Raw genomic sequence first — 22,480 nt, 5'->3', positions numbered from 1 at the left:
CAGCAAGGGCGACCACGGCATGACCGCCTTCGGCCGCCGGGTGGTCGCGCGCGCCAACGCGCTGGGCATGATGGTCGACATCTCGCACGCCTCCGACGCCTGCGTGCGCGATGCGCTGGCGGTGTCCAAGGCGCCGCTGCTGGCCTCGCACTCCGGTGCGCGCGCCGTGCTCGACCACCCGCGCAATTTGCCCGACGACCTGCTGCGCGCCATCGCGGCCAAGGGCGGCGTGATCCAGGCGGTGGCCTACAAGGAGTTCCTCAAGAAGGACCCGGGCCGCGAGGGCGCCGAGAAGAAGCTGCAGGCCGAAGTCGCGCACGCGGCGGGCGACAAGGAATACGACAGCGACAAGCACGACTACCTGCCGGCGATGGCCGCGGGCATGGCGAAGATCCAGCAGCAGTTCCCGCTGCCCACGGTCGAGGACTACGTCAGGCAGATCCGCCACATCGCCGACGTCGCCGGCATCGACCACGTCGGGATCGCCTCGGACTTCGACGGCGGCGGCGGCATCACCGGCTGGAAGGACGCCAGCGAGACGCGCAACGTCACCGCCGCGCTGCGCCGCGCCGGCTTCAGCGACGCCGACATCGCCAGGATCTGGGGCGGCAACCTGCTGCGCCTGTGGCGCGAGGTGGAGCGCGATGCGCGGCATTGAGCGGGAGCCGTCCGCTTACCATGACCGGCGCCCGATGATCGGCAGGAAGCGCTTTCGGGCCGCCGCACTGTGCCTTCCGCTCCTGCTCGCCGCGTTCGGCGCCGAGGCGCGGCCGGCGGACACAACCTACGACCCCATCGTCGATGCCGTCGTCGCGCGCTACCACCTCCCCGGCATCGCCGTCGGCGTGATCGAGAACGGCCAGGTCGTCTACACCGCCACCCGCGGCGAGACCGTGGCCGGCTCGGGCCAGCCGATCACGCCCGAAACACTGTTCAAGATCGCCTCCAACTCCAAGGCGATGACCACCGCGCTGCTCGGCCGGCTGGTCGATCAGGGCAAGCTCGCCTGGGACGACCCGGTCACGAAATACCTGCCGGACTTCCGCATGGCCGACCCGTGGGTCACCAAGAACATGCGCGTGGCCGACCTGCTCACCCATTCCAGCGGGCTGCCCGAAGGCGGCGGCGACCTGATGCTGTGGCCCGAGCCCAACGCCTTCACCCGCCAGGACATCATCCACGCGCTGCGCTACATCCAGCCCGGCTACAGCTTCCGCTCGCAGTACCAGTACGACAACCTGCTCTACGTGGTCGCCGGCGAAGTGGCCGCGGCCGCCGGCGGTGCGCCCTACGAGACGCTGATGCATCGCGAGGTGTTCGCGCCGCTGGGCCTTTCACGTTGCCAGGTCGGCACCTGGAGCCGCGACGCCGTCGGCAACGTCGCCCAGCCGCACTACCATAAGGATGGCCGCAACCTCGCCATGCGCCAGGACGGCCCGACCATTCCCGCGATCACCTCCGACCCGGCCGGCGGCATCCGCTGCGATCTCACCGACATGCTGGGCTGGGCCAGGAACTGGCTCGCGCCCACGCCGGCGCAGCTGGACTGGCTCTCCGCCACCCAGCGCCGGGTGCTGCAATCGCCGCACATGCTGATCCCGATCTCCGACCAGCGCCGCGCCTGGGATCACTCCCACGTGATGGCCTACGGCTATGGCTGGCGCATGGCCGACGTCGACGGGCAATGGATGGTCTGGCACACCGGCACGCTGGGCGGCATGTACTCGATGCTGGCGCTGCTGCCGGATCGCCGCAGCGGCTTCGTGTTCATGATCAACGGCGAGGCAGAGGACGCGCGCACCGTGCTGGGCGAGGTGCTGACCAAGCACTTCACCGCGCCCGGCGACGGCCGCGGCGTGGCCTGGTACGCCGATGCGCTCGACGACGAGGCCGCACAGCACCCCGCGGCCGCGCGGGCGCCGGATGCTTCCGGCGCCACCACGGTGGCCGCGCGCACCTTCGCCTGGAGTGGCCGCTACCGCGACCCATGGTTCGGCGAGATCATGCTTTGCCCGCGCGACGGCACCGTGCAATGGGCCGCGCGCCGGTCGCCGCGCATGCACGGTACCGTCAGGCAACTGGGCAAGCGCTACCTGGTCCACTGGGACGACCCGGCCGTCGACCTGGATGCCTGGCTCGACCCGCACGCCGGCTCGCCACCCACGCTCACCATGGCCAAGCTCGACCCGAAGGGCGATTTCAGCTCGGACTACGAAGACCTGCACTTCGAACGCACCGGAGACTGCCCATGAGCCACCACCCGATCCGTCGCCCGCGGGCGACGGCGTCCCCCGCACGCGCCGGAAAGCTCGCCGCCGGGCTGCTCGCCATGGCGTGTCCGCTGCTCGTGAGCCTGACGGCCCGTGCCGATCAGCCGGTCACGCTGTCGCCCGCGAAGACCGCCGCCACGGCCGGCCTGGTCGACATCCGCACGCTGGTACCGGACATCGCCGAGGACATCAAGTACGCCGGCCACGACAACTTCGTCGGCGCGCCGGTGGACGGCTACCTCGCGCCGAAGTGCCTGCTGAAACGCCCGGTCGCCGAAGCGCTGGCCCGCGTCGAGCACGACCTGCGCAAGCAGCACCAGCGGCTCAAGCTGTGGGACTGCTACCGCCCCGCGCGCGCGGTGGCGCACTTCGTGCGCTGGGCGCATGACCTGTCGGACACGCACACCAGGGCCGAGCACTACCCACGCCTGGACAAGCGCGTGCTGCTGGGTGACTACATCGCCCCGATCTCCGGCCACAGCCGCGGCGGCACCGCCGACCTCACGATGGAGCAGTGCAACGCCCAGGGCAGCCATTGCCGGGAGCTGGACATGGGCACGCACTTCGACTTCTTCGACGTGCGCGCGCACACCGAAGCGCCGGACGTCACGCCCGCTCAGCACGCCAACCGGCTGCGCCTGCGCACGGCCATGGAGCGCGAGGGCTTCAGGAACTATCCGCTGGAATGGTGGCACTACACCTGGGCCGACGAGCCCACGCCAAACACGATCTACGACGTGCCGGTGAAGTGACACTTGCCTCACGGCAAACGGTCGAATCCCTCTCCCGCCGGGAGAGGGTGCCGACAGGCGGGTGGAGGTTCGGGCGGAGCGTGAACCGCGCGCTGGCCGTACCCTCACCCCAGCCCCTCTCCCGGCCGGAGAGGGGCTTCGGGTTCCACGCACGGAGAAGGACGATGCGCCTTGCCCTATTCCTCGCTTCGCTGATGGTCGCCGGCGCCGCCCACGCCACCGACGCGGTGCAGAACGCCGACCGCCTGATGCAGAAGTACCAGGGCGACGTCCCCGGTGCCGCGCTGCTCGTGCTCAAGGACGGCAAGCCGCTGCTGCGCACCGGCTACGGTCTGGCCAACCTCGAGCAGCACGTGAAGGTCACGCCCGACACCGATTTCCGCCTCGCCTCGGTGAGCAAGCAGTTCACCGCAGCGGCGATCCTGCTGCTGGCCGAGGACGGCAAGCTCAGGCTCGACGATTCGATCCGCCACTGGCTGCCCTCGCTGCCGGCCACCACCGACAAAGTCACCTTGCGGCAGTTGCTCAGCCATACCGGCGGGCTGATCGACTACGAGGACCTGATCCCGCCCGGGCAGACCGCCCAGCTCAACGACCAGGACGTGCTGCGCATGCTCTCGGCCACGCCGCGCAGCTACTTCGCGCCGGGCAGCGCCTACCGCTACAGCAACACCGGCTACGTACTGCTCGGGCTGGTGGTCGAAAAGGCCTCCGGCAAGACGCTGCAGGAGTTCCTCAGGCAGCGCATCTTTGCGCCGCTGCACATGGACCACACGCTGCTCTACGTGCACGACGACAAGACGGTGCCCGACCGCGCCTACGGCTACAGCTGGACCAAGGGCCGCTGGCTGCGCACCGACCAGAGCCTGACCTCCGCCACCCGCGGCGACGGCGGCATCTATTCCAGCATCGACGACCTCGCCAAGTGGGATGCGGCGCTCTACGACGACCGCCTGCTCGGCGATGCCTCGCGCAAGGCCGCCTTCAGCCCGCACGTGAAAGTCACCGGCGAGCCCTACGTAGCGAGCTACGGCTACGGCTGGCGCATCACCGGCGACACGCTGTGGCACTCGGGCGAGAGCATCGGCTTCCGCAACGTGATCGTGCGCTGGCCGAAGCAGCACCTCACCGTGATCCTGCTCAGCAACCGCAACGACCCCGAGCCGTATCGGACGGTGCTGAAGATCGCGCAGCCGTTCCTCGGGAGCTGACGCCCCTGCAGGAGCGCACCTGTGCGCGACCGGGTGTCCGGGTCGCGCACAGGCGCCGCGGGACGCGACCGGCCCTCCCCTCCATCTCCTGCAGGCGTTCCTACAACAGCGACAGCTGCTGCGGTGTCCCGGGCGTCACGCCCGCCAGCCGGTCGGCGAGCCCGCCGGCGCGGCGGATCGGCCGCGCCAGCGCCGCGTGCAGCGTCGCCTCCCCGGCCCACAGCTCGACCACCCGGCGCGCGCGCGACACGCCGGTGTAGAGCAACTGGCGGGACAGGATCCGGTGCGTGGGATCCGGCGGCAGCAGCACCGCCACGCGGGCGTATTCGGAGCCCTGTGACTTGTGGATGGTGATCGCGAAGGCGCCCTCGTGTGCCGGCAAGGCCCCCGGGCTGAAGCTGCGCGCGCCGGCCGCGCCGTCACCGCCCGTGCTCTCGAACCACACCCGCAGGCGGCCGTCCGCGTCGGCCAGGCACAGGCCGACGTCGCCGTTGAACAACCGGCTGGCGTAGTCGTTGCGGGTGATCAGCACCGCCCGGCCGGGGTACCACACGCGGTCGGCCGCCACGTTCCAGCGCCGCTTGAGGCGTTGCTCGATAAGCGCGTTGGCCGCCAGCGCGCCGAACTCGCCCTCGCGCAGCGCGCACAGCAACTGGCGCCCACCGAGCGCGTGCAGCGCGCCCAGCACCGCGGGGGCCTGCGCGGGCGCGGCCGGGCCCTCGTCCGCGGCAGGCACGCCCGGGCGGATCGGCAGCGCCGCCAGCGCGTCGGCCCACGCCTCGAGCGCGTGGCGCAGCGAGGCACCGCCGGCGACCGGCTGCGCCAGCACCTGCGCACCGAAGCTGGATTCCAGCGCCGCCACGTCGCCTGCGCGCACCGCCCGGTTCAGCGCAACCAGCGGCCGCTCCGCGCGGAAGCTGTGCTCCAGCCGCACCAGCGCCGGCGACCGCTCCGCCTCGAGTACCCCGACCAGGTCCATCAGCACGGAACCGGCCGCGACCGAGGTGAGCTGATCGGCATCCCCGACCAGGATCAGCGTGGCCTCCGGCCGCACCGCCTCCAGCAGCGCACGAAGCAGGCCCAGGTCGACCATCGAGGCCTCGTCGACCACCACCACGTCCGCCGCCAGCGGATGCCCGCGGTCGCGGGTGAAGCGATTGCCGTGGGGGCTGTAGCCGAGCAGGCGGTGCAAGGTCAGCGCCTCGGTGTCCGGGATGCGCTCGAGCAGCGGCAGCCATGCGGCCGGCAGCGGTGTGCGGGGATGCTCGAGCAGGCCCTGCTTGCCCGCGCGCAGCGATTGCAGCAGGCGCTGCGCCGCCTTCCCGGTGGGTGCCGCCACGGCGATACGCAATGCCTGCGTGGCCTGCTGCTGGAGCATCAGCAGCATGCGCAGCACGGTGGTGGTCTTGCCGGTGCCCGGGCCGCCGGTGAGCACGAACAGTCGTCGACCCACGACGCCCTCGACGGCCTCGCGCTGGCGCCGCACCGCCTCGCCACGCTCGCCGTGGAAGAGCACGTCCAGCGCGGCATCTGCCGGTGTGCCGGACGGGCCTCCGCGCAGGCGCTGGTGAACCAGCGCGGCCACGGCCAGCTCGTCGGCATAGTTGCGGCGCAGGTACAGGCGGCCGGCGTCGTCGAGCACGAACGGGGTCGCGCCGGCACCATCGCCGACCAGCGGCTCGCCGCGCAGCGCGTCGAGCGCATCGCGTTCGAGCGGTTCCAGGCCGTGGCGGCCGGCGTCCTCACCGAGCAGCGGCAGGGCGGTGTCGCCGGCGCCGTCGGCGAACGAGGTCCAGGCGGCCAGCGTCGCCAGGCGTGGCGAGCCGCCGTGCGCGCGCACCCAGCGCCACAGCGTGCGGTCCAGCGGACGCCAGGGCGCCTCGGCCGGCTCGTCCGTTCGCGGCTGGAAATCGAACTGGCTCATTCAAACCTCCGCCGCGCCACGCGCTCCCTCCCCCTCCGGGGAGAGGGCGCTGCTGCGGCGAGCTTTCCGACCAGACTCGAGCGGGTCATGCGGGCTCTCCCACGCAGGCGCCGAGCACGCGATCGACCGCGTCCAGCAGCGCGTCGTCGAAGCGCTGGGTCCAGATGCCAGCCCCTGGCCCCAGTCCGACCGCGCGCACGAACAGATAGATCGCCTCGCCCAGGTGAGTGTCCCGGCGGTAGCGGGACAGGCGCTGGCGCAGCAGGCGATCCAGCGCCACCGTGTAGAGCAGTGCCTGGAACCGGTAATGGTGTGCATCCATCGCCGCCGGCAGGCGCTCGGGTGCATAGGCGTCCAGGCGCTCGCCCAGCCAGTTGCTCTTGTAGTCGAGCACGTGGAAGCGGCCGGCGTGTTCGAACACCAGGTCGATCTTGCCGGTCATCAGGCCGCGCAGGATGCCGGGCGACGTCCGCGGCACCAGCGTGGGTTCGCCATGCCGCGCGCACGCCTCGCGCAGCGCATCCAGGGAGACCGCGTCGACTACGTAGTGGAATGCCATTTCCGCTCGCAACGCGGAGCGCGGCAGCGCACCGAGCACCAGGCCCGGCGCGAGTGGTGCGTCGAGCGTGGCCTGCACCCGCGCCGCCAGCCGGCGCACCAGCAGCTCGGCCGGTTCGTCGCCGTGGCGCACGCCCGCCTCGTGCAGGCAGCGGGCGACCAGCGCGTGCTGGCGGGTGACCGGCACGCCGACCTCGCGGTGTTCGAACACCGCGTGCATCGCATTGCCGAACTCGGCGCCGCGCCAGCCGGCCAGGGCAAGCAGCGCCGGATCATCCGCGGCGGGCGCGGGCAGCATGTCGGCAGCGAGGTCGTCGGGCTCGGGCGCGGCGCTGGGCGCGGCTTCGTCGCTGGCGGCCTCGTCCTCCAGCACGGCACGTTCGATCCGGGCCAGCGTCGAGAAGCTGTGCAGTTGCTGCATCGGGCGTGGCGCCGGCGTTACGAGCGCCTCGCGCAATCGGCCGGTCGCCGCCGGAGCATCCGGCGCGACCGGGTAGGGCCACGACCAGTCGTCAGGCAACCACGCCAGGTGCTGCGCGTTCGCCACGCCTGCCGCGAGCAGCCGCTCGACGGTGGCGTCGAGTGCCGAGCGCGAAGGATCGGCCGGCGGCCGCTTGACGCTGCCGTTGGTCGCCCGCCGCGGGTCGAGCACGTAGACGTGGCAGGCCAGCTCGGCACGGGTCAGCGCGACGTAGAGCACACGGAAGCGTTCGTCCTGGTCCTCCTGCGCGACCTCGGCACAGGCGTCCGCATGGGCCGGACCACCGAGCACCAGCTCGCGCCCGCCGGTCGCCGGGTCATGGCGCAGCGGCAGCTTTTCCTCGCGGCCCTCCTGCGCCCACATCAGCGGCAGCAGGACCACCGGGAATTCCAGGCCCTTGCTGGCGTGCAGGGTCATCAGGCGCACCCGGCGGGCGTCGGACTCGATGCGCAGCTGCTGCTCCTCGGCCGCGTCGTCGCTGGCTGCGCCCTCGCTGCCGCGTTGCTCGGCCAGCCAGGCGAGCAACTGCTCGCTGCCGGGGATGTCTTCTTCGGCCTGCTGCAGCAGTTCGCCCAGATGGCGCAGGTCGGTCAGCGCCCGTTCGCCTTCGGGCGTGGCCAACAACGCTGGCGCAGCCTGGTGAAGCAGCGACTGCACCACCGCCAGCACGCCGTCCTGGCGCCATTGCCGGTGCCATTGGGCGAAACGCTGCTCGTGCCGCAGCCAGTCGTCGGGCGAGTCGCGCAGTGCGGCCAGCTCGGCCAGGCCGACGCCGAGCAGGCGGGTGGCCAATGCCGCGCGCAGCGCGCCTTCGTCGCCCGGCTGGTCGATCGCATAGAGCACGATCTGCAGCTCGCGCGCCAGCGGCGTGGCGAACACGCTGCTGCGGCTGGCGCCGACACACGGCACCTGGCGCTCGCGCAGGCGGTCGCGCAGGCCGGCGACGTGCTCGTTGGTGGGCAGCAGGACGGCGATGTCGCCGGGGCGCAGCGGCTGGTCGCCGATCTGCCAGTCGCCCGCGAGCAATGCGGCGACGTGGTTGGCGCAGGCGTCCAGCGCGAAGGCGATGCGGGCATCCTTGTTGGGCGGCACCTCGGCGCACAGGTGCAGCGCGAGCGGCCGCTCGACCGGCGCGCCCCGGCAGGACAGTGGCCTCGCGGCGCGCCCGGCACTGACCGGCTCGTAGGCGATGGCGTCGCCGGCCTGCTGCGAGAGCGCGGGCCCGGCCAGTGCGTAAAGCTCGTTGAAGCCCTGCACCAGCGCCTGGGAGGAGCGGAAGTTGCGATCCAGGCGAAGTTCCGCGTCGATGCCCCGGCGGGCCGCCAGGTAGGCGTGGATGTCGCCGCCGCGGAAGCGGTAGATCGCCTGCTTGGGATCGCCGATCATCACCAGCCGCCCGCGCGTGGCGCCCTCGTCGTCGCGGTAGATGCGGTCGAGGATGGCGTACTGCTGCTGGTCGGTATCCTGGAACTCGTCCACCAGCGCGACCGGCCATTCGCGGAACAGGCGGTCGGCCAGCACGCCGCCGCGCGCGGCCAGCGCCTGGTGGACCTGCGTGATCAGCGCATCGAAGGTGAGCTGGCCGCGCTCGCGCAGGCGCTCCTCGCGGCGCGCCAGCAGGGCGTCGCGATAGCCCGCGAGGGCCACGCTGCGGGCCGGCAGGCCGGGGTCGGCGAGCACCCGCGACAGGTGCTGGGCGAAGGGCACGATCCCGCTCGCGCGCGCGTCTTCCACGAATTCGGCCTTGAGCTGCGACTCCAGCGGCCTGTCGAGGGCCTCCGACAGGTCGGGGAACGGGATCGAGCGATCGTTCGCCTCGAGGTAATCGGCCAGCTTGCGCAGTGCGGTCAGCAAGGCACTGTTGCTGCGCTTGAACTGCGACCCGTCACCGACCCACTCGCGGATCGCCCGCGCATGCGAAGGCTGCATCAGCGCGGCGGCGTCTTCCTCGGGCTCCACCCGCACGCGCACGCCGGGTTTCATCACCGCGCGCAAGGCCCGGCGCAGCCCGTCCAGGCCCTGCTGCCACCACGCCAGGTCGCCGGCCGCCAGTTCCCCGGCGGACTGCACCAGCCGCCGCCACAGGTCCTCGATCAGCTCGTCGTCGAGCGCACGGCCAGGGACCAGCTCGCCCAGCCGGAACGCGCTGCCGCATTCGAACGGAAAGTCGGTGAGGATGCGCCGGCACAGCCCGTGCAGCGTGCCGACCGGCGCGAGGTCCAGCTCGGCCTGCGCCAGGCGCAGGCGCAGCATGTCGGCCGCCAGGCAGGAGGGATCCTCGGCCCAGCGCGCCTGCAACCACGCCTCGTCGGGCCCGGTGGCTGGCGCACCCGGCGCCTGCCCCAGCCGTTCGGCGGCCCGCAGCTTCGCACGCAGGCGCTCGCGCAATTCCTGCGCCGCCGCGTCGGTGAAGGTCGTCACCACGATCTGGCGCGGGCTCAGCGATTGTTCCAGCAGCAGCCGCAGGTACAGCACCGCGATGGTCCAGGTCTTGCCGGTGCCGGCGCTGGCCTCGATCAGGCAGCGCCCGCCCTGCCCCGGCGCATGCGCCAGCGGCAGGTCGCTCCAGTCGTGCACACGCAGCGGTGCACTCATGCGGCCGTTTCCAGGTCGATCAGCCGCGCCAGCCGCGCGGCGGTTTCGACCAGCGCGTCGTATTCGGGCTGGCCCGGCTCGAAGCGCACGTCGCCGGCCAGCAGCCGCGCATAGCCGGGCGCGTAGTCGCACTCGCCCTGGGTGCGCTCGTTGCCGAGCCAGGCGGCCAGGCTCGGCGGCCTGCCGCCACTCAGGCACTGCGCCACGGCCCAGCTGGTACGTGGAAAGTAGCGGGCCGGCTGGCGTTGGGCGTCACGCCAGAGCTCGAGCAGCACGCCAAGGCGCGCCTCCAGCTCGGCGCGCATGGCCACCTGTCGGTCGGGCGAAGCGGCAAGCAGCGCCCCGTCCCACGCGTTGATGCGCTCCTGCCACGGATGTTCACCCTCGGCGAGCAGGCACAGCCGCACCGGCGTCGTGGCCGGCGTGAGCAGGCGCAGCAGCGCCCATTCGATGAACAGCGGCAGCCGTTCGCGGAAGCCGAGATCCGCCTCCTGCTTGCCGACGAACAGCTCGAACACCCAGCGCGTGCCGGCGTGCTCGTGCACGTGCGCGAGCTCGCCCTCGATCCGCGCATCGCCGACCGTCATTTCCAGGGCGACCGGTACGCGCGGCGGCAGGCCGGTGGCGAGCACCGGGTGCTCGCGGGCGACCTGGAGCAGCGCCAGCGCGCGCTCGCGTTCGCTGGCCCACGCGGCCATGCCACTGCGGCCCGGCGGCAGCACGCCGGTCAGGCGCAGCCAGGCCGGCGGCTGCTCCGGCAGCACCAGCCCCGCCTCCAGCGCATCGAGCAGCAGGCGCCGACCGACCCGGTCGAGCGCCTCGAACTTCGCCTCGAGCGGCTCGCTTTCGCGCAGGCGGTCCTCGTCCAGCGCATCGAGACGGACGTCCAGACGGCTGCGCAGCAGTTGCCTGGCCGGATCGCGGTACCAGGCCAGCAGTTCGCGCAGCGGTACCGGCGTCTCCAGCGGCAGGCCCTCGAGCGTGCCGGCCTCGGCGAGAAAGCCCGCGCGGCGGCCGCCGGGCACCATCTCGGCGAACGCGGCCTGGTAGGAAAACAGCCGCTGGTCGCTGCCGTCGAAATAGCGCGCGTCGAACGGCTGCAGCGGATGGCGCACGCGCCAGGGGCGGCGCACCGGTGCGGCCGGATCCTCGGCGCGCGCCTTGTCGTCCGCATCGGCAGGCAGGTCCACCAGGTCCGCCTGCGCGTCGAGCAGGGCGAGCAGCTCGCCCAGCGGCGCAGCCGGATTGCGCGGTTTGCCGTCGCGCACGCCCTCGCCGAGCCAGGACAGATGCAGCACGTCGCGGGCGGCCATCACCGTCTCGAGGAACAGGTAGCGGTCGTCGCTGCGCCCATCGCGGTCGCCCAGGCGCGGATGGCGCAGCATCAGGTCCAGCCCGGCGTCGCTGGCGCTGCGGGGGAATTCGCCATCGTTCAGGCCCAGCACGGCGATCACGCGGAACGGGATCGCGCGCTGGGGCACCATCCCGCAGAAGGTGATGCCGCCGAGCAGGAAGCGCTGGCGCTCGGGCGTGGCCGCCAGGCGCTCGCGCAGCACTTCGCGCACGACGGTGAAGTCCAGCGCCGGATCGAGACCGCTGTCCTGCGTCTCGGCGACCGTCGCGCGGATCATCCGGCGCAGCAGGCCGAGAGCCTCGCGCCCGGCGTGATCGCCCGCATCGACGCGGAACAGGGCATCGAGCAGGCCCTCCAGCCGCGTGGCCCAGGCCGCGGCGGTGCGCACCTGCGACGCGTCACGGTGCAGGGCGGCCAGTTCCTGCAGCAGCCGGTCGAGTGCGCCGAGCGCGGCGGCCTGCGGACCGTGGGCGCCGGCGACCGGGGACAGCTCCCCATCGGGCAGCGTCGCGACCGCGTCCTCACCCATCACGTAGCCGGCAACGAGCCGGTCCATGCCCCAGGCAAAGGTGTACTCCGCGATGCCGGGCACGCCGAAGGCCTCGCGCCAGTCGCCATCCAGGCCCCAGGCCACGCGTGCCTCGCCCAGCCACTGGCCGAGCAGGTCCACCGCGGTCTCGCCGAGGCCGAGGGCGGCGGCGATCGCCGGCGTCTTCAGGAAGTCGAGTACCTGCGGCGCGGTCAGGCGCGATTGTGGCGTGTCGAGCAGGCGATCGAACGCGGCGAGCAGCGGGTGTACGCGCGCCACGGCCACGTCGGCCAGGTGATAGGGCAGCGGCCCCTGCGCCCGGCCGGGCGCCCCGAACACCGCCGGCAGCAACGGCACGTAGGCGCCGATGTCCGGCGCCATGACGACCATGTCGGAGGGATGCAGCGTGGGGTCCAGGGCCAGCTCGTGCAGCAGAACGTCGCGCAGCACTTCCAGTTCGCGCAGGCGGGTGTGGCACAGGTGCACGCGCAGCGAGCGGTCGTGCAGCGCATCGCCCTGTCCCGGCCGGAGCAGGGCCGGATCCAGTTGGCGGATGCTTTCCTGCAGGCGGTGCAGCAGCGTGCGTGCGGTCGGCAGCCCCGCGTCCTCGTCGCGCCAGTGGCGCACGTCGAGGCGGATTTCCGCCTGGCCCGAGAGCGCCAGCATGAAGTGCTGGCCCAGGCGGCCCCACTCGGCGAGCAGCGGATGGCCCGTGCGCTCGAGGAACCAGCCCTCCTCGCGTTCGCCCGCGTCCAGGCGCCGGGCCAGCTCGCGCAGCTGCGCGCGCTCGCCGCGCAGGCCGGCCCAGTACTCGCGGCACGGATCGGGTACGTAGAGCACTACCAGCCGGTGGCGGGCCACCGCGGCGAGCACGGCCAGCTCGGCCGGCGCCAGATGGCTGATGCCGAACACGTGCAGCGGTTCGCGTGGCAGGCCGGCGGGCGCTTCGCGCTGCAGCGCCTGCAGGAGCCCGCCGAGCACCTCGGCGCGGTGCGGCTTGTCGATGGCACGGCGCAAGGCACGCCACAGCGGCGCGAGGAAGCTGCGCTCGGGCACGTCGTCACGGCCGGCCTGCCAGGCGCTGAGCCAGTCGGGCCGGTAGACCAGGTACTGCGAGTACAGCCGCGCGAGGCGGTCGGCGAGCTGGTAGCGGCGGCGCGCCGGATCGCCACCGTCGAGGTAGCCGCGCAGTTGCGGGTCGTCGGTGCCGTCGAGCAGTTCGTGGATGCGCCAGCGCAGCCGCTCGCGACGGTACGGTGCGAGGGCGACCGCCGATTCACCGAGCACCGCGCGGGCCAGGTCATCCAGCCAGGCGCTGGGCAGGCGGATGTCGAGGTTGGCGACGATGCCGCCCGGCCCGCGCGCGCGGGCCAGCGCGCCGGAGAGCCACTGGCGCATGCCCGGGTGCGCGGCGATCACCGTCTGCGGCGCCAGCACGCTGGCCGGCGGCGCCGCGTCGAGCAGCGCCACCAGCGGCTCCAGCAGCGCCTCCAGCCGGCTGGCGCGGATCACGGAGAGTCCGCGGGTCAGGTCGTCGGGGGAGAAGGCTGGCATGCCGGCCATGATAGCGGCGGTGCGTCGCAGATCCGGCGACGCGCGGGCTAGTCGCGGGCCGCTGGGGGCGGGAACGCCAGCACCTGGTCGGTGTAGGTTTCCACCAGTGCACTGAACGGGTGGCCGTGCTCATCCTCCAGCAGGGCACGGTGTTGCAGGAGCTGGTGCGGCAAGACGAGCCGCTGCTTGCCGGCGGGCGGCAGGCCGTCCATCGCCCAGCCGTCCGGTAGTGGCGACCACAGCAGCCGGGCGGACAGCGTGTGGCGCCGGAAGTGCAGCGGCGCGACCACCTTGCCGAAGGGCGTATCGGTCTGGTCGAGCGACTGGTTCATCGCCGTGGTGAGGCGTCCGGGCAGGTACCAGTTGTCGGCTTCGGACAGCACGCGGTTGCCGCAGGCGAGCTGCACGCGGCGGTAGCGCACGGGCGTGCCGGCGTCGATGCCGAGCGCGCGACGCAGGTCGTCTGGCAACGGCTTGCCCGCCTTGCGGTCGCGCAGGGCGACCACCGTGGGCTTGGCGGCCAACCGGTGCGATCCGCACCAGCGCTCCAGCGTGAGCGTGGCGCTCGGATGGCTCAGCAGCTCGGCGTTGAGCGTCTGCAGCAGGGCCAGCGCTTCGGTGCGGGCCAGTGGCGTGTCGGGCCAGTCCGCAGCGACGGTGGCCGCCGGGACCAGCATGCCGAGCAGCAGTGCCGCCAGGCATCCCGCGCTCCGCACCGTGAAAGTCGCTCGCCCTGGCATGGAGTCGCGATGCATGTCTCTTCCCGTGTGACAACCAGCCCGGAAGTGTAGCGGTGGCTACACCTCCAGCCGGTCACCCGGCCGCGCCACCACGGCGTACAGCGCCGGCATCAGGAACACGCTGATCAGCAGCCGCGTGAACAGCCCGCTGACGATCACCAGCGCGAACGGCCGCTGCGTGTCGGTGCCGACGCCGGTGGCCATCGCCGCCGGCAGCAGGCCGAGCGCCGCGACCAGCGCGGTCATCATGATCGGACGCAGGCGCAGGATCGCGCCCTCGCGGATCGCCTCGGCCAGCGGCGTGCCGTTGCGGCGCAACTCGTTGACGTAGGAGATGTACACCACCGCGGTCTGCACCGAGACGCCGAACAGCGCCAGGAAGCCGATGCCCGAGGACACCGAGAACGGCGTCCCGGTCAGCCACAGCGCCAGCAGGCCGCCGACCGGCGCCGACAGCAGCACGCCGGCCACGGTGATCAGCGGGAACTTGAAGTTGCCGTACAGCGTGAACAGCAGCAGGAAGATCAGCGCCAGGGTCAACGGCACGATCACGGCGAGCTGCGTGCGCGAGGCGGTGTACTCGGAGTACTCGCCGCCCCAGTCGGCGCGGTAACCCTGGGGCAGCCTGACCTGCCTGTTCACCTGGGCGATGGCGTCCTCCACCGCGCCGGCCAGGTCGCGCCCTGCCACCGAGAACTGCACGCCGATGTAGCGCGAGTCGTTCTCGCGGTAGATGAAGGCGGCGCCATCGGTCACCCGGATCTGCGCCAGTGTCCGCAGCGGGACCTGCTGGCCGCCCGGCGTGGCGACCAGGATGTCGCCGATCGCCTCGGGGCCGTCGCGGTAAGGCTTGTCCAGCCGCACCACCAGGTCGAACTGCTTTTCGCCCTGGATCACCTGCGTGGCGACGTCGCCGCCGATGGCGGTCTGGATCAGTCCGTCGATGTCGTCCACGTTGAGGCCGTAGCGCGCGATCGCGGCGCGGTCGATGACGATGCTCAGCGACGGCTGGCCGAGCTCCTGCACCAGCGTGACGTCGTGGATGCCGCGTACGTGTTCGAGTACGTGCTTGATCGCCTTGCCCTTGGCTTCGAGCGTGGCCAGGTCCGGCCCGAACACCTTCACCGCCAGCGCGCTCTTCAGGCCGGTCTCGGCCTCGTCCACGGCATCCTCGGCCGGCTGCGTGTAGTTGAAGATGATGCCGGGGAAGGCGGCGAGCTTCCGGTTGATCGCGGCGATCAGGCCGTCCTTGTCATGGTAGGCGCCGTGCCACTGGTCGTACGGCTTGAGCGCCACGTAGAACTCGACGTTGAAGAAGCCGGTGGCGTCGGTGCCGTCGTCCGGGCGGCCCAGTTCGGAGGCCACCGTGGTGACCTCCGGGAACGAATGGAGGATCGCGCGGATCTGCGGCGTGATCCTGGCCGACTCGTCGAACGAAATGGTGTAGGGCATGGTCGCCCGCACCCACAGCGCGCCCTCGTCCAGGTGCGGCATGAACTCGGCGCCGATCGCCGGGATCAGCAGCAGCGAGGCGCCCAGCAGCAGTGCCGTGGCGACGATGGTGCCGCGCGCATGCGCCAGGCACAGGTCCAACCCGCGGGCATAGGCCCGCTTGATCGCCTCGAAGATCGCGTTGCGCCGCTCGCGCACGCCCTTGCGCATGAGCCACGAGCAGAGCACCGGCAGCAGCGTCAGCGTGACGATCAGCGAACCGGCCAGCGCGAACACCATGGTGTCGGCCATCGGCTTGAACAGCGTGCCGGAGGGGCCCGACAGCACGTAGATCGGCAGGAAGCTGACCACGATCACGGCGACCGCGTAGAACAGCGGCCGGTCCACCTCGGCGGCAGCGTCGCGGATGACTTCGATGACGTCGAAGCTCTCGCCCTCGCGGTCGGCGATCTGGCGGTAGATGTTCTCCGCCATCACCACCGCCGCGTCTACCAGGATGCCGAAGTCGATCGCGCCGATCGACAGCAGGTTGGCCGAGGCGCCCTGCAGATCCAGGCAGGTGAAGGCGAACAGCAGCGCCAGCGGGATGGTGGTGGCGACGATCAGGCCGGCGCGCACGTCGTAGAGAAAGAAGATCAGCACCACGACGACCAGCAACATGCCGCGCACGAGGTTTTCGCGCACCACCTGGACGGTGAGTGCGACCAGGTCGCTGCGGTCGTAGAACGGGTGGACCTTGATGTCCGGCGGCAGGATGCGCTCGTTGAGCTCCTTCGTCTTCGCCTCGACCCGCTTCAACACATCCTGGGTCTTCTCGCCGGTGCGCAGGGAGATCACGCCCTCGACCGCGTCGTCCTGGTTCTCGTAGCCGAATTCGCCCAGCCGCGGCGCGATGCCGGTGGCCACGCGGCCGACGTCCCGGACCAGCACCGGCTTGCCGTCGTGCACGGCCAGCACCACGTTGCCGATGTCCTCCAGCGAGCGCAGGCGGCCTTCGCCGCGCACGTAGTAGAACTGCCCGCCCTGGGCGTAGAAGCCGCCGCCGGCGTTGGCGTTGTTGGCGGACAGCGCGGCCTGCACCTGGGTCGCCGTGAGACCCAGGCCGGCCAGCTTCAGCGGGTCGAGCAGCACCTGGTACTGCAGCGTGCCGCCGCCGAAGCCGGAGTCGTCCGCCACCCCGGGGACGGTGCGGTACTGCGGCTCGACCACCCAGTCCTCGAAGGTCTTGAGCTCGGTCGGCGTACGGTCGGAGCTTTCCAGCACGTAGCGGTAGATCAACCCTGAGGGCGAGGACATCGGCGACACCGACGGCGCCGTGCCCTCGGGCAACTCGAGGTCGCCGAGCCGGTTGAACACCTCCTGGCGGTCCTGGGCGTAGTCGCTGCCGGCTGCGAAATTGAGGGTGACGTCGGACAGCCCGTACAGCGAGACCGAACGCGTGCTGGTGGTCCGGGGGATGCCGGTCATGCCGCGCTCCACCGGCACGGTGATCAGCCGCTCGACTTCCTCGGCGGTGTGCCCCGGCCACTGCGTGACGATGTCCACGCTGGGCGGCGACAGGTCCGGGTAGGCATCGACCGGCAGGCGCTCGAGCGCGCGGATGCCGGCGCCGACCAGCACCAGCATCAGCAGCGCCACCAGGAAACGTTGTGCCAGCGAGGCACCGATCAGGCGGTTCATCAACGACGCCGACCGCGGCGGCATCGGGGGCAGGTGCTCGCTCATTGGTTCTGCATGAACTGGACGAACAGGCCACCCTGGACCACCACCCGGTCGCCGGCACGGAGGCCCTCGGACACCTGGTAGCGGTCGCCGGCGCGGTAGCCCAGCGCCACGCCGTGGCGGGCGAAGCTGCCGTCGGGCTGCGCGACGTAGACGAACGGCAGGTTCTGCTCGTCGCGCAGGATCGCGGACACCGGCACGAGCAGGCCGCGCTCGGCCCGGCGCGAGTGGATCCGCACGTGCACGTACATCTGCTTCCTGAGCCGGCCGGCGGCGTTGTCCACCACCACGCGCACCGGCACGGCGCGCGTATCCGGGTCGACCACGGTGCCAATGTTGTCCACCCGGCCCTGCAGGGTGCCGATGCCGCCGGCGTCGATGCTGGCGGCATCGCCCTCCGCGACACCCGCCAGCTCGGCCGGGGCGACCTGTGCGATCACCCACATGCGCGAAAGGTCGGCCACGGTGAAGCAGGCGGTGTCGCCGGCCTGCAGCAGCTGACCGGGCGTGATCAGTTTCTCCGCCACGGTGCCGGCGACCGGTGCGCGGATCACCGCCGGGATGCGCGAACCGGTGCGGCCGGCTTCGATCTCCCTGATCGTCGGCGCATCGGCGCCCAGCGCAAGCAGCGCCTGCAGCGCGGCAGCGCGGTCGGCGTCGGCGCTGGCGGCGTCGGTCTGGGCCTGTTCCAGTTCGCGCCGCGGCAAGCCTTCGTGTTCGCCCAGGTCGCGGTCCGCCTCGGCCAGCCGGCGGGCGTTGCGGGCGGCGACCAGGGCCTTGCCGTAGGCGCCCACGGCGGCGGCGAAGTCGGGCGAGTCGACCCGCGCCAGCGGCTGGCCCTTGGCCACGTGCTGGCCGGCGCTGACCAGCAGCTGCGCGACCGGGCCGGAGAACGGCGCCAGCACCCGGGTGGCCTGGTCGTTGTCGAAATCGACCACGCCGGTCGCTCCGATGGCCTTGTGGAAAGGTGCAAACACCACCGTGTCGAGGGTGATGTGCTGGCGCTGTGCGGCGGTCAACGTGGGGTTGTGCGGCCGGTCGGCCGCCGGCGGCGCGGCGGCATGCGAGCCGCATCCGCCGAGCAGGCCGGCGACGGCCAGCGTCATCGCGGCAAGCCGCGCACGCGCGGTCGCGCGGGCGTCAGTGTTCATGGTCACCCTTGGTCGGAAGCGTGGAGGAAGCAGCGGGAGCGTCGTCGTCCTGCGCCAGGTCGGCGCGGTGCCACCAGCCGCCACCGAGCGCCTGGAACAGCGCCACGGTGTCGGCGTAGCGGCTGGCCTGCGCCTGGACCAGGCCGATGCGGGCCTGCAGCGCGGCCTGCTCGGCGCTGAGCACGGCGAGATAGCCGGCGTAGCCGTCCTTCCACTGGCGCTGCGCCAGGTCGAGCGTGACGCCGGCGGCGCGGTCGGCCGCGGCAGCGGCCTGGAGCGCCTGCGCGTCCTGTTGCAGCGCGGTCAGCGTGTCGGCCACGTCCTCGAAGGCGGCGAGTACGGTGCTGCGGTATTGCTCGGCCGCCTGCGTGTAGGCAGCCCTGGCAGCGCGCTCCTGGTGCCGGAGCGAGCCGCCCTCGAAGATCGGCGCGGCGAGCGCGGCGCCCAGCCCCCAGAAGCCGGTGCCGGCGGTGAAGACCCGGCCGATCGTCAGCGCCGTGCTGCCGGCGTCGGCGCTCAACGTGAGGTTGGGGAGCCGGTTGGCGATGGCGACGCCGACCTGCGCACTGGCCGCGTGCAGGTTGGCCTCCGCCTGCAGCACGTCCGGCCGCTGCGCGACCAGCGCCGAGGGCAGGCTGAGCGGCAGCTCGCGCGGCAGCGCAAGGTCGGCAAGCGTGAACGTCGCAGCCGCGCCCTCGCTCGGGAAGCGCCCGGCGAGTACTGCCAGGCGGTGTTGCTGCTGCGCCAGTTGCGTGCGCAGCCCGGGCAGCGCCGCGTTGACCTGCGCCAGCTGGGCCTCCTGCGCGGCCACGTCGAGCCGTCCGACATATCCCTTGGCCAGCTGGTAGCGCATGATCGAGAGCACGTGCGCGTCGATGCCCGCCAACTGCTGCGTGGCCTTCAGCTGTTCGCGCAGCGAGGCGACCTGGATCGCGGTCACGGCCACGTTGGCGGCCAGCGCCATGTCGGTGGCGATCATCTCGTAGCGGGCGGCCTGCGCCTGGGCGTCGAGCGACTCGACCGTGCGCCGGTTCAGCCCGAACACGTCGGGCATGTAGGACACGTTGACCTGCGCGCCGAGCAGGTTGTACAGCGAGGCGTTGGAGCTGGGCACCGGTGCCAGCGCCCCCGGTGGATCCTGCTGCCGGTTGGCGGAGACGCCCACGTCCACGCCGGGGTAGTACGCACCGCGCCCGGCCAGCGCGTTTTCCCGGGCCGCGAGGAGTGCGGCCTGCGCGGCCTTGAGGTCCGGATTGCCGGCCAGGGCCTGCCTGATCAGCCGATCGAGCGGCTGCGAGTGGAACAGCTGCCACCACCGGGCAGGGATGTCACCGCCCTGCCGGAAGTGTTGCGGCGCCCCGCCCGGGAAACCCGGGGTGGCGGCCGTCGTCGTCAGCGGTGCGGCGGTGTAATCGTGGACCGCCGGGGCGACCGGGCGGTGGAAGTCCGGACCTGCCGCGCATCCGGCCAACAACAGCGAGGCCAGCACGGCGGCGGACGACCTGATCATGCAATGGATCTTCGGGCAGGAAAGAGGAGCGCAACAATATAACGTTGCAAGCACCTCCCTGCCCTGCCGGAAGTCACGGGTACGCGCGAAAGTTCTTGCGCAAATCAGGCGCCGCGGGTGCCCGCCATCCTCGGGCAGGCCGGCCGCGTCGCCGGCCCACCGCTGCGGCGCGGATCCGCAGACGCCTCAGAGCCCCTTGGCCGCCTGCGCCACCGCGCGGAACAGCGCGCGGCCCTTGTTCATGGTTTCCTCCCACTCGGCCGCCGGGTCGGAGTCGTAGACGATGCCGGCGCCGGCCTGCACGTGCAGGCGGCCGTCCTGGATCACCGCGGTGCGGATGGCGATCGCGGTGTCGGCATCGCCCCACCAGCCGATCCAGCCGATCGCACCGGCGTAGATGTTGCGCTTGGCCGGCTCGAGCTCCTGGATGATTTCCAGCGCGCGGATCTTCGGCGCGCCGCTGACCGTGCCGGCCGGGAAGGTGGCGCGCAGCACGTCCATGTAGGACAGCCCCTCGCGCAGGCGTCCTTCCACCTGCGAGACGATGTGCATGACGTGCGAGTAGCGCTCGACGACGAAGGACTCGCCCACCGCCACGCTGCCGGTCTCGGTGATGCGGCCGACGTCGTTGCGGCCAAGGTCGATCAGCATGACGTGCTCGGCGCGCTCCTTGGGATCGGCCAGCAGCTCCTCCTCGAGCGCGAGGTCCTCGGCCGCGGTGGCACCGCGGCGGCGCGTGCCGGCGATCGGGCGCACCACCACCTTGCCGTCCTTCAGCCGCGCCAGGATCTCCGGCGAGGAGCCCACGATCTGCGTGGCGCCCAGGTCGACGAAATACATGTACGGCGAAGGGTTCAACGCCCGCAGCGCGCGGTAGACATCGACCGGCCGGGCGTTGAAGCCCACGCTGAGCCGCTGCGAGGGCACCACCTGGAAGATGTCGCCCGCGCGGATGTATGCCTTGGCCTTCTCCACCATCGCCTCGAATTCCGCACGGGTGAAGGACGACTTGAAGTCGCTCTCGTCCAGCGCGGTCGACTGGGTCAGCTGCGGGTAGGCCGCACCGCCCTGGCGCAGCCGGTAGACCAGTGCATCCAGCCGCCGCTGTGCCTGCGCGTAGGCCTGCGGCTGTGACGGGTCGGCATGCACGATCAGGTACAGGCGGCCCTTGAGGTTGTCGAAGACGGCCACTTCCTCGGCCACCATCAGCAGTACGTCAGGCGTGCCCAGCTCGTCGGGACGGTCCCACTGCGCCAGGCGCGGCTCGATGTAGCCGATCGTCTCGAAGCCGAAATAGCCGACCAGGCCCCCGGTGAAGGCGGGCAGCTCCGGCAGGCGCGGCACCGAGTACTGCGTGCGCAGCGCCTCGATTTCCCCCAGCGGATCATCCAGGCGCCGCCGTTCGATGACCTCGCCGGCGTCCTCCACTTCCAGCTCGTGCCCGCGCAGGCGGTACACGCGCCGGGCCGGCAGGCCGATGATCGAATACCGGCCCCAGGTGGCGCCGCCCTCGACCGATTCGAACAGGAAGGTGTACGGCCCGTCGGCGAGCTTCAGGTACACCGACAGCGGCGTGTCGAGGTCGGAGAACACCTCGCGCACCAGCGGAATGCGCGTATGGCCTTGCGCGGCCAGCGCGTCGAATTGGGTTCGGGAGATCACGGGAGCCACGGGTGACGAGGGTGGCTCATCAAGATAGCAGTCCATCGTCAGGTTGGCACCGAGCTGTGGCCAGCTTGCGGCGCGAAAAGCCGCCCGCTTACTCTGGCGGCCAGGGGAAGGGGAAAGCGTGGATCGTGCGAACGTGCGGCGCTTCGGCCGGTTGGCCGGAGCGTGAGGTGGTGCCCGGTCTTGCTGGCACGGCGCCGGGCGCACACGCGCATGAAACACCTGGCCGGCGCCCCAACTTGGCCGCCCGTTTGACGGCAATCGAAGCAGCGACCGTTTTCAGCAGAAACCAACGCATCACCAACAGGGGAACCCTATGGAAGAAGGTATCTGGATAGGCCAGGGCGGCAAGCAGTACGGCCCCTATAGCGAAGCCGACGTCCGTCGCTGGCAGGCCGAAGGCCGGTTCGGCAGCGACGCCGTTGCATGGCGCAAGGGCATGCCCGACTGGGTACCGCTGGCGACGTTGCTGGGGACGCATACAGGCTCTGCAATGCCACCACCGGTCGCACCGCCGCCGATGGCCCCTCCCCCGCCCGCCTGGTACGCCCAGGCCACGCCAGCCCATGATCCAGGCGCGGCCATGGCCGGTGCCTGGGCCGCCCGGCGCCATGGACACGAGGAAGCGCACGATGATCGCAACTCGTTGCCGTCGCCGCCCGCGCTGCACTGGGGCCTGGTATTGCTGTTCACCGTCCTCACGCTGGGCATCTTCGGCATCGTGTGGCCCTTCATCCAGGCCAGCTGGGTGCGCAAGATCGATCGCGAAAGCAAGGCCACGATGCTGCTGGGCCTGGCGTTGGGCTGCTGGATCTTCGGCTATGCGCTGATCCTTGGCGGCGCAGCGTCGGCGGGCAGCGAAGCGCGCAGTCCAGGCCTGGTCGGTCTGGGTTTGCTGCTGGTGCTGGCCTACCCGGTGCTGTTCGTGGTCGGCTATTTCTCGATGGCCGAGTCGATCCGCCGCCGCATGTCGCGCTACCAGGTGCCGGTGGAGATAGATCGGAAGAGC

13 protein-coding genes are annotated in these 22,480 nt (G+C 71.7%); 5 read left to right on the top strand and 8 right to left on the bottom strand.

The features are described 5' to 3' along the window. The 4 genes from VFH59_RS10350 to VFH59_RS10335 form a co-directional block, all read left to right on the top strand. The coding region (locus VFH59_RS10350) for a dipeptidase (RefSeq protein ID WP_325164812.1) at positions 1-658 on the top strand (658 nt) is incomplete at its 5' end. A 34-nt stretch (positions 659-692) separates the two neighbouring features. Then, entirely contained in the window at positions 693-2,252 is a 1,560-nt protein-coding gene (locus VFH59_RS10345; protein WP_414655877.1) for a serine hydrolase domain-containing protein, read from the top strand. Between the two features lie 77 nt (positions 2,253-2,329). Then, on the top strand, positions 2,330-3,022 hold the full coding sequence (locus VFH59_RS10340; protein WP_325164814.1) for a M15 family metallopeptidase: 693 nt from the start codon (positions 2,330-2,332) through the stop codon (positions 3,020-3,022). Positions 3,023-3,186: 164 nt separating this feature from the next. Next, positions 3,187-4,233: a serine hydrolase domain-containing protein gene (locus VFH59_RS10335; RefSeq protein ID WP_414655876.1), complete on the top strand. Its 1,047-nt coding sequence runs from the start codon at positions 3,187-3,189 to the stop codon at positions 4,231-4,233. Between the two features lie 100 nt (positions 4,234-4,333). Here the strand turns inward: VFH59_RS10335 and recD are convergent, their stop codons facing one another. The 8 genes from recD to trpE form a co-directional block, all read right to left on the bottom strand. Beyond that, the gene (gene recD, locus VFH59_RS10330; RefSeq protein ID WP_325164810.1) at positions 4,334-6,157 is read right to left on the bottom strand and encodes an exodeoxyribonuclease V subunit alpha; all 1,824 of its coding nucleotides are present in this window, start codon (positions 6,155-6,157) and stop codon (positions 4,334-4,336) included. An 85-nt stretch (positions 6,158-6,242) separates the two neighbouring features. Further along, positions 6,243-9,791 carry a UvrD-helicase domain-containing protein gene (locus tag VFH59_RS10325; protein ID WP_325164809.1) on the bottom strand — a complete coding sequence of 1,183 codons (3,549 nt, stop codon included), beginning with the start codon at positions 9,789-9,791 and terminating at the stop codon, positions 6,243-6,245. After that, on the bottom strand, positions 9,788-13,228 hold the full coding sequence (gene recC / locus VFH59_RS10320; RefSeq protein ID WP_325164808.1) for an exodeoxyribonuclease V subunit gamma: 3,441 nt from the start codon (positions 13,226-13,228) through the stop codon (positions 9,788-9,790). Before recC ends, VFH59_RS10325 begins: the two co-directional genes overlap by 4 nt. A 47-nt stretch (positions 13,229-13,275) precedes the next feature. Further along, positions 13,276-13,983 carry a hypothetical protein gene (locus VFH59_RS10315; RefSeq protein WP_325164807.1) on the bottom strand — a complete coding sequence of 236 codons (708 nt, stop codon included), beginning with the start codon at positions 13,981-13,983 and terminating at the stop codon, positions 13,276-13,278. Between the two features lie 42 nt (positions 13,984-14,025). Beyond that, complete coding sequence (locus VFH59_RS10310; RefSeq protein WP_325164806.1) at positions 14,026-17,100, bottom strand: CusA/CzcA family heavy metal efflux RND transporter; 3,075 nt, start codon at positions 17,098-17,100, stop codon at positions 14,026-14,028. Between the two features lie 41 nt (positions 17,101-17,141). Beyond that, positions 17,142-18,293, bottom strand: coding sequence for an efflux RND transporter periplasmic adaptor subunit (locus VFH59_RS10305; RefSeq protein ID WP_325164805.1), 1,152 nt, complete (start codon positions 18,291-18,293; stop codon positions 17,142-17,144). Next, positions 18,283-19,803, bottom strand: coding sequence for an efflux transporter outer membrane subunit (locus VFH59_RS10300; RefSeq protein ID WP_325164804.1), 1,521 nt, complete (start codon positions 19,801-19,803; stop codon positions 18,283-18,285). Before VFH59_RS10300 ends, VFH59_RS10305 begins: the two co-directional genes overlap by 11 nt. A 186-nt stretch (positions 19,804-19,989) precedes the next feature. After that, positions 19,990-21,510 (bottom strand): anthranilate synthase component I, encoded by a 1,521-nt coding sequence (trpE, locus tag VFH59_RS10295; RefSeq protein ID WP_414655875.1) that lies wholly within the window; start codon positions 21,508-21,510, stop codon positions 19,990-19,992. A 277-nt stretch (positions 21,511-21,787) separates the two neighbouring features. Between trpE and VFH59_RS10290 the strand changes: the two genes are divergently transcribed. Continuing rightward, positions 21,788-22,480: DUF4339 domain-containing protein (locus VFH59_RS10290; protein WP_325164802.1), on the top strand; the 693-nt coding region annotated here is incomplete at its 3' end.

Source organism: Frateuria sp. (assembly GCF_035695185.1).
GTDB lineage: Bacteria > Pseudomonadota > Gammaproteobacteria > Xanthomonadales > Rhodanobacteraceae > Frateuria_A.
This window is presented reverse-complemented; position numbering and strand designations above follow the sequence as displayed.